This window comes from Cellulomonas algicola (assembly GCF_003851725.1).
GTDB lineage: Bacteria > Actinomycetota > Actinomycetes > Actinomycetales > Cellulomonadaceae > Cellulomonas > Cellulomonas algicola.
Map to the genome: position 1 here is coordinate 1 of NZ_BHYL01000269.1, position 8,211 is coordinate 8,211.

Here is an 8,211-nt window from a genome sequence, read left to right on the forward strand (position 1 = left end):
GTGCCGACCCGTCGCCGGCGGCCGCGCGGGCCGCCGCGCGGCGCTCCGCGATCGTCGGGCCGGACGTCGCGGCGGCGCCGCTCGTCCCGACGCCGACCGGGACGCGGTCGCCGTCCTTCTTCGCCGACTTGCCGGTGGTCGACGGCGAGACCACGCGGCCGCGACCGGCATAGCGCACGGTGTCGACGCCGAGGCGGCGCGGGTCGAGGCCGGACGCCGGGTGGCCCTCGCCGAAGAACTTCGTGCGGGCGATCAGCGTCATCATCGGGTGCGTGAAGAGGAACACCACGATCACGTCGATGATCGTCGTGAGCCCCAGCGTGAAGGCGAAGCCCCGGACGCCACCGACGGTGAGCGCGTAGAGCACGATCGCCGCGATGAAGTTGACCGCGTCGGAGGCCAGGATCGTGCGCCGCGCCCGCTCCCAGCCGCGCTCGACGGCGGCCTGCAGGGTCCGGCCCTCGCGCAGCTCGTCACGGATGCGCTCGAAGTACACGATGAACGAGTCCGCCGTGATGCCGATCGCGACGATCAGGCCCGCGACACCGGGCAGCGACAGGCGGTAGCCCTGCGTCCACGACAGCAGCGTGATGACGCCGTACGTGAGGACGGCCGCCACCACGAGCGACGCGACCGTGAGAAGCCCCAGCGCCCGGTACTGGAGCAGCGAGTAGACGACCACGAGGATCAGGCCGATGAGGCCTGCGATGAGGCCCTTCTGCAGCTGCTCCGAGCCCAGCGTCGCGGAGATCTGCTCCTCGCTCTGGACCGTGAAGCTGAGCGGCAACGAGCCGAAGTTCAGCTGGTTCGCCAGCGTGGCGGCCGACTCCTGCGTGAAGCTGCCCGAGATCTCGGGCTTGCCGTTGGAGATGATCGTCCCGGGCGCGAGGCTCGGCGCCGAGATGACGAGTCCGTCGAGCACGAAGGCGAACTGGTTCTGGGGCGTCGACAGGCCCTGCAGACGCGTCGTCACCTCGGTGAACTCCGTCGTGCCCTTCGAGCTGAACTCGAGGTTGACGACCCACTCACCCGTGGTCGCGCCGGACTGCGTCGTCCGCAGTCCCGAGCTCGCGCTGTCGATCTCCTTGCCCTCGATCTCGACCGGACCGAGGATGAACTTCCCCTGACCCTCCGGGTCGCAGGTCACGAACGCCTTGTCCGGGTCGCCCGAGGCGCCACCCGTGAGGTTCTTCGGGTCGGTGCAGTCGAGCGCGTCGTACTCCGCCTGGACCGCGGGCGTCACGTAGTACGCGATGTCGCTCGCGTTGTCCGGCGAGGCCTTCGACGGCGTGTCCGACGGCGCCTCCGACGCAGCGGGTGTCGGCTCGGGCGTCGCCGCGGCGTCCGCAGAAGCGTCACCGGCGGCGGCGTCGCCCTCCTCGCCCGCCTGGGCGGCCGCCGACTCGGTCGGTGCGGGCGTCGCGGCGTCGTCCGCCGTGGTGGGCGTGGGCGCCCCGGCCACGAGCACGGGACGGAGCTCCATCTGCGCCGACGTCCGGACGAGGTCGAGCGTCTCCTCGCTCGGCGTCCCTGGAAGCGCGACCACGATGTTGTTGCCCTGGCTCGTGATCTCGGCCTCCGCGACACCGGACGAGTCCACGCGCTGTCGGATGACGGCGATGGCCTGGTTGATCGTCTCGGACGTGATCGCGCCGGGGTCCTCCGACACCGGCTTGAGGATGATCTGCGTGCCACCCTCGAGGTCGAGCGCGAGGTTGGGCGTCCACGTGGCGTCGGACGTCTTGGTGCCGGCGAAGATCGTGCCGAAGATGGCGACGATCAGCAGCCCGAGCCACAGGAGCGTGCGGGCCGGCCGGTGACGGCGGGTAGGAGGGGCCAACGGAGTCTTCTCTCGTGCGCGCACCGGTCACGCAGGTGACCGGTGGGGTCCAGGCCCGGGCGTCGTCACCCGGGCCGTGCGGTTACTTGGTGTCCGGCTCGTCGTCCTTCTTGCGCAGGACGGGCGGCAGCGAGGACAGGTCGTCGGGGACGTCGATGACCTCGTCGTTGGCGCGCGCGATGCGGTCGGCATCGGTCACGGCCTCGTCGTCGGTCTCCTCGTCGTCGGCCTCGTCCGTGTACTCGTCCTCCTCCACGGGCGGGTCGACCTTCTTGGCGATCGCGGCGCGGATCCAGCGCGTGCGGTTGCCCGGGGTCGACTCGACGGTGACGACGTCGCCGTCGACCTCCACCACCGTGCCGAACAGGCCGGAGCCGGTCATGATCTCGTCCCCGGGGGCGAGGTTGTTCCGGAACTCCTGCGCCGTGCGCTGCTGCTTGCGGCTGCGGCTCGTCATGAGCCAGAGCAGGCCGAAGGCGACGGCGACGAAGAGGAGGAAGCTGAGGTCCGGCACGAGTACGGCTCCGATCGAGTGGTGTGACTGCGGCAGTCTAGGCGCAGCGGCCCGCCGCTCCAACGTCCGGGCGTGCCGCCCGGTTCCCTCGACCGGCCGTCAGCCGAACAGGGTGCCCGGGCCGGCGACCGGCTCGAGCCCGAGGTGCTCCCACGCGCCGGGGAGGGCGACCCTCCCGCGCGGCGTCCGGCCGATCAGGCCCTCGCGCACGAGGAACGGCTCGGCCACCGTCTCGACCGTCTCGGGCTCCTCGCCCACGGCGACGGCGAGCGTGGTCAGCCCCACGGGCCCGCCGCCGAACCGTGTGCACAGCGCAGACAGCACGGCGCGGTCGAGGCGGTCGAGCCCGCGCTCGTCGACCTCGTACACCTCGAGCGCGGCGCGCGCGGCGCCCAGGTCGAGCGAGCCGTCGCCGCGCACCTCGGCCCAGTCGCGCACGCGGCGCAGCAGGCGGTTGGCGATGCGGGGGGTGCCGCGCGACCGCGACGCGATCTCCGCGGCGGCGTCCGCGGCCAGCGGAGCGCCGAGCAGGCCGGCCGAGCGCAGGAGCACGCGCTCGAGCTCGTGGGTCTCGTAGAAGTCGAGGTGGCCGGTGAAGCCGAACCGGTCGCGCAGCGGGGCGGGCAGCAGGCCCGCGCGGGTCGTCGCGCCGACGACCGTGAACGGCGGCAGCGCCAGGGGGATCGCGCTCGCCCCGGCCCCCTTGCCGACCACCACGTCGACACGGAAGTCCTCCATCGCGACGTACAGCAGCTCCTCGGCGGGGCGCGCGAGGCGGTGGATCTCGTCGAGGAACAGCACCTCGCCCTCTTCGAGGGAGGACAGGACGGCCGCGAGGTCGCCCGCGTGCTGGATCGCCGGACCGCTGGTGACGCGCAGCGACGTGCCGAGCTCGGCCGCGATGATCATGGCGAGCGTCGTCTTCCCCAGGCCGGGCGGGCCGGACAGGAGCACGTGGTCGGGGGCGCGGCCGCGGCGACGCGCGGCCTGCAGGACGAGCGACAGCTGGTCGCGCACGACGCGCTGCCCGACGAACTCGTCGAGCGAGCGGGGGCGCAGCGCGGCCTCGGCGGCACGCTCGACGTCGTCGGCACCGGACCGGACCAGCGACTCGGCGGGCAGCCGTTCGGTCGCGAGCTCCTCGTCGTCAGCCATGCCCGCCGCCGAGGGTCCGCAGCGCGGCGCGCAGCACGCCCGCGACCTCGTCGGCGGCGACCGGCCCGGGGGCGTCCGCGAGCACGCGCTCGACCGCGTCGCCCGCCGTCCGCGCGTTCCAGCCGAGCCCGACGAGCGCCTCGACCACCTGGTCGCGCCGGTCGTCGGACGCCGACGCGGCCGTCGACGCGCTCCCCGCGGCGGGCACCGGCGCACCGAGCCGGTCGCCGAGCTCGAGGACGATCCGCTGGGCGCCCTTGCGCCCGATGCCGGGGACCCGCATGAGCGCGGCGAGATCCTCCCCTGCGACCGCGCGGCGCAGGCCGTCGGGCGTGTGCACCGCGAGCATCGCGAGGGCAAGCCGCGGGCCGACGCCCGACACGGTCTGGAGCACCTCGAAGACCTCGCGCTCGTCGGCGTCGGCGAACCCGAACAGCGTGAGGGAGTCCTCGCGGACGACGAGGGACGTCGACAACGTGGCCTGCGCGCCGACCCGGAGCCCCGCGAGCGTCGCGGGCGTGGCCTGCACGAGCATCCCGACGCCGCCGACCTCGACCACGGCCGCGTCGAGCCGCACCGCCAGGACCGTCCCCCGCACCGACGCGATCACCGCGGCGTCCTCTCCGTCGTCGTCACGGCGCTACTCTCGCACACCGACCGAACACCTGTACGACAGGACACGCGCGTCACGCGTGCCGCTTGGCCGCCTGCTCCGCCGCCGCCCACGCGCGCTGCGCGGCCGTCATGGACCCGGGTGCCCGCTGCGGTGCGCCGAGCGCCCCGGCCGGCCGCCACAGGTGGCAGATCGCGAGCGCGAGCGCGTCGGCCGCGTCGGCAGGCTTGGGGATCTCGTCCAGGCTGAGCAGCCGCGCGACCATCGTCTGGACCTGCGGCTTGTCGGCGCGGCCGTTGCCCGTGACCGCGGCCTTGACCTCGCTGGGGGTGTGGAGCGCGACAGGGATGCGGCGACGCGCCGCGGCGACCATCGCGATCCCCGCGACCTGGGCCGTGCCCATGACCGTGCGCACGTTGTGCTGGGCGAACACGCGCTCGACCGCGACGGCGTCGGGCGCGTGCTCCTCGAGCCACTCCTCGATCTGCGCCTCGATCGCGAGCAGGCGCTGGTCGACCTCGTCGTCGACCGGGGACCGCGCCACGCCGACCGCGACGAGCCGGGTGCGCCGCCCGGGCAGGCCGTCGACGACACCGAGACCGCACCGGGTCAGGCCGGGGTCGACTCCGAGGACGCGCACGCTCGTATGGTCGCAGCCTCCCGGGTCGATCCCCGGGAGGCTGCGCGCCTGTCGTCAGTCGTCCTCGAGCTCCGCCATGACGTCGTCGGAGGCGTCGAAGTTGGCGTAGACGTTCTGCACGTCGTCCGAGTCCTCGAGTGCGTCGATGAGGCGCAGGATCTTGCGCGCGCCCTCGGCGTCGACCTCGATCTGCGTCGACGGCCAGAACACCACGTCGGCGGAGTCGTACTCGATGCCGGCGTCCTGCAGCGACGTGCGGACGGGCACCAGGTCGGTCGCCTCGCTCAGCACCTCGAAGGACTCGCCGAGGTCGTTGACCTCCTCGCCGCCCGCGTCGAGGACCGCCTCCATGACGGCGTCCTCGTCGGTGCCCTCCTTGGGGACGATGACGACGCCCTTGCGGCTGAAGATGTACGACACCGAGCCCGGGTCGGCCATCTGGCCGCCGTTGCGGGTGAACGCGACACGCACGTCGGACGCGGCGCGGTTGCGGTTGTCGGTGAGGCACTCGACCAGCACGGCGATCCCGCCGGGGCCGTAGCCCTCGTACATGATCGTCTGGTAGTCGGCACCGCCGGCCTCCTGGCCGGACCCGCGCTTGAGGGCGCGGTCGATGTTGTCGTTCGGGACCGACGACTTCTTCGCCTTCTGGATGGCGTCGAACAGCGTCGGGTTGCCCGCGGGGTCACCACCGCCCGTGCGGGCGGCCACCTCGATGTTCTTGACCAGCTTCGCGAAGAGCTTGCCGCGCTTCGCGTCGACGACGGCCTTCTTGTGCTTGGTGGTGGCCCACTTGGAATGACCCGACATCGGCTCTGCCTACCCCTGGCTCTCGCGGACGATCTCGACGAACAGACGGTGCACCCGGGTGTCGCCCGTGACCTCCGGATGGAAGGACGTCACGAGGACGGGCCCCTGGCGGACCGCGACGATCCTACCGGCGGCCGGACCCGACTCGACGCGCCCGACGACCTCGGCGGCCGGACCGACCTCCTCGACCCACGGTGCGCGGATGAAGACGGCGTGCAGCGGCCCGTCCTCGACGCCCTCGATCGTGAGGTCCGTCTCGAACGAGTCGACCTGCCGCCCGAACGCGTTGCGCCGCACCGTGACGTCGACGCCGCCCAGGGTCTGCTGGCCCTCGATGCCGCCGAGCACCCGGTCGGCGAGCAGGATCATGCCCGCGCAGGACCCGTACGCGGGCATCCCCTCACGCAGGCGGCGCTGCACGGGCTCGAACAGGTCGAACGCGCGCAGCAGCTTGTCGATCGTCGTCGACTCGCCGCCCGGGATGACCAGCGCGTCGACGCCGTCCAGCTCGCGCTCCCGACGGACGGGGACGGCGTGGGCCCCCTCGGTCGTGAGGGCGGCGACGTGCTCACGCACGTCGCCCTGCAGGGCGAGCACTCCGACGGTCACGGTCACGACGGGCGATCCTAGTTCGCGGTCGCGAGCCGCCCGGACGATGCCCGGCTGGCGGTCGGCCCCTCGGCCGCGACGTGCTCTCGGCGCGTGGACGGCTCGGCGGGCGTGTGCGCGGCGACGGCCGCGACGAGACGCGCGAGCCCCTCGTGCAGCACCGACGGCGACGCGGCGAGGCTGACGCGGACCTGCCCGTGCGCGGCCGGCCCGAACGTCGACCCGGGCGCGACGGCGACGTGCCGCTCGGCGAGCAGCCGCAGCGCGAACGCGTCGGTGTCCGGCGTCCCGACGTCGACCATGAGGTAGAAGGCGCCCTCGGGCCGCACGTAGCCAAGGCCTGCGGCGTCGAGCAGGGCGACGGCCGCGTCGCGCCGCGCGCGGTACTGCGCGACCGCGTCGGTCACGGCGTCCTGCGGCCCGGTGAGTGCGGCGAGGGCCGCGTGCTGCCCGGGCGCCGACGGGCACGCGATCGTCGCCTCGGCGACGTGGCCGATCGTCTCGACCAGGTCGTGCCGCGGCGTCGCGAGGAACCCGGTGCGCCACCCCGTCATCGCGTACGTCTTCGACAGGCTGTGCTGGACGACGACCCGTCCGTCGGTGTCGAAGGCGGCCGGGCTGACGTGGGTCGCGCCGAACGTGACGGCCTCGTAGCACTCGTCGGAGAGCACCCACAGGTCGTGCCGGCGGGCCACGCCCACGAGGCCGGCGACGACGTCGGCCGGGTACACCGCGCCCGTCGGGTTGTTGGGCGAGCACACGACGATCGCCCGCGTGCGCGGGCCCACGGCCGCCTCGACGTCGGCGACGTCGGGCACGAAGCCCCGCTCGGCCGACGTCGGGTAGGTCCGGACGACGGCCCCGACGGAGATCGCGGCCATCGCCCAGTTCGGGAACATCGGGTCCGGCAGCAGGATCTCGTCGCCCGGGCCGAGCAGCGCGGCCATCGTCATGGTGAGCCCGTGCATCGCGCCGTGCGTCACGACGACGTCGTCGTGGTGCGTCGGGCGGCCGCTGACGCGCGTGACCCGCTCGGCGGCGACCTCGCGCAGCTCGGCGAGTCCGGTGCTCGCGGTGTAGCCGGCACGCCCGTCGTGCGCGGCCCGCGCCGCGGCGTCGACGACGTGCGCGGGCGGCGCGGTGTCGGGCTCGCCGATCTCGAGGTGGAGCGCCTCCGGGTCGCGGTGCGCGAGCTCCATCAGGGTGCGGATGCCGCTGCGGGGGATGTGCAGCGTCGGGGACGTCGGGGCCAGGGTGGGCATGCTCTCGACCGTACACAGTCGACGTTACTGGTCAGTACCCCCTGCGGGATGACCGCGACGGGACCCGCTCCGTCGCGTGACGAGGCACCGCCCCCCCGTCCCGGCGTCGCACCGCTCAGTGCTCGTGCGCGAGCCCCAGGTGCCGCACCGTGCCGTCCCATCCCGCCGCGAGGTCCTGCACGAGGGCCGCGAGCCCGACGGGGAACACCTCGATCTCGACCGCGGCGAGCTCGTCGAGCGGCCACCAGCGGAGCTCGTCGAGCACCCCGGCCTCGAGCTCGGTCCACCCCTCGCGGCTCAGCTCGCCGACGTCCGTCGAGCGGACCCGCGCGAGGTAGAGGTCCTCGTCCTGGCGGCAGTGCTGCGCGAAGAAGTCGAAGATCGCCGACCGCGTGAGCACCGGACCCTGCAGCGCGGCCGGGTCCAGCACGATGCCGGTCTCCTCGCGCAGCTCGCGGAGCGCCGCGGTGCGCGAGTCCTCGCCGTCGTCGATGCCGCCGCCGACCGTGAACCACCAGCTGCGCTCGGGCTGGTCGACGTCGTGCCCGCGCATGAGCAGCACGCGGTCGTCCTCGTCGAGCAGGATCACGCGCGCGGCGCGCCGGAACAGCAGCCCGTCGGGCCCGGGACGCCACTCGGGGCCGAGCCCGTGCACCGGTCCCCCGCCGTCGGCGTGCCCGCGCGCCGCCACCGGCACGGCACCCTCGCCGGCCGCGACCGTGGCCGCGTCGCCGCCGGGCAGGCCGAGGGCCGCGGACGACGTCACGC

The 8,211-nt window shown here is 73.9% G+C and carries 9 protein-coding genes; all 9 read right to left on the reverse strand.

Features of this window, described 5'->3' with window-relative positions; translation table 11 throughout:
- Positions 1-1,840, reverse strand: a 1,840-nt coding sequence (gene secD / locus CTKZ_RS16060; RefSeq protein WP_124343889.1) for a protein translocase subunit SecD, incomplete at its 3' end; no start/stop codon positions are given.
- A gap of 82 nt (positions 1,841-1,922) precedes the next feature.
- On the reverse strand, positions 1,923-2,354 hold the full coding sequence (gene yajC / locus CTKZ_RS16065) for a preprotein translocase subunit YajC (RefSeq protein ID WP_268904344.1): 432 nt from the start codon (positions 2,352-2,354) through the stop codon (positions 1,923-1,925).
- 99 nt (positions 2,355-2,453) lie between these two features.
- Positions 2,454-3,509, reverse strand: a complete 1,056-nt coding sequence (gene ruvB / locus CTKZ_RS16070; protein ID WP_124343890.1) for a Holliday junction branch migration DNA helicase RuvB — start codon at positions 3,507-3,509, stop codon at positions 2,454-2,456.
- A complete protein-coding gene (ruvA, locus tag CTKZ_RS16075; protein WP_124343891.1) occupies positions 3,502-4,119 on the reverse strand; it encodes a Holliday junction branch migration protein RuvA in 618 nt (205 codons plus the stop codon). The genes ruvB and ruvA overlap by 8 nt, the downstream gene beginning before the upstream one ends.
- A gap of 76 nt (positions 4,120-4,195) precedes the next feature.
- Positions 4,196-4,762, reverse strand: a complete 567-nt coding sequence (gene ruvC, locus CTKZ_RS16080) for a crossover junction endodeoxyribonuclease RuvC (protein ID WP_124343892.1) — start codon at positions 4,760-4,762, stop codon at positions 4,196-4,198.
- Between the two features lie 54 nt (positions 4,763-4,816).
- Positions 4,817-5,572: a YebC/PmpR family DNA-binding transcriptional regulator gene (locus tag CTKZ_RS16085; RefSeq protein ID WP_124343893.1), complete on the reverse strand. Its 756-nt coding sequence runs from the start codon at positions 5,570-5,572 to the stop codon at positions 4,817-4,819.
- Positions 5,573-5,581: 9 nt separating this feature from the next.
- Complete coding sequence (gene pdxT / locus CTKZ_RS16090; RefSeq protein WP_124343894.1) at positions 5,582-6,187, reverse strand: pyridoxal 5'-phosphate synthase glutaminase subunit PdxT; 606 nt, start codon at positions 6,185-6,187, stop codon at positions 5,582-5,584.
- Positions 6,188-6,198: 11 nt separating this feature from the next.
- Positions 6,199-7,443 (reverse strand): pyridoxal phosphate-dependent aminotransferase, encoded by a 1,245-nt coding sequence (locus CTKZ_RS16095; RefSeq protein WP_124343895.1) that lies wholly within the window; start codon positions 7,441-7,443, stop codon positions 6,199-6,201.
- A 115-nt stretch (positions 7,444-7,558) separates the two neighbouring features.
- On the reverse strand, positions 7,559-8,209 hold the full coding sequence (locus tag CTKZ_RS16100; protein WP_371852384.1) for an NUDIX hydrolase: 651 nt from the start codon (positions 8,207-8,209) through the stop codon (positions 7,559-7,561).
- Positions 8,210-8,211 lie beyond the last annotated feature (2 nt).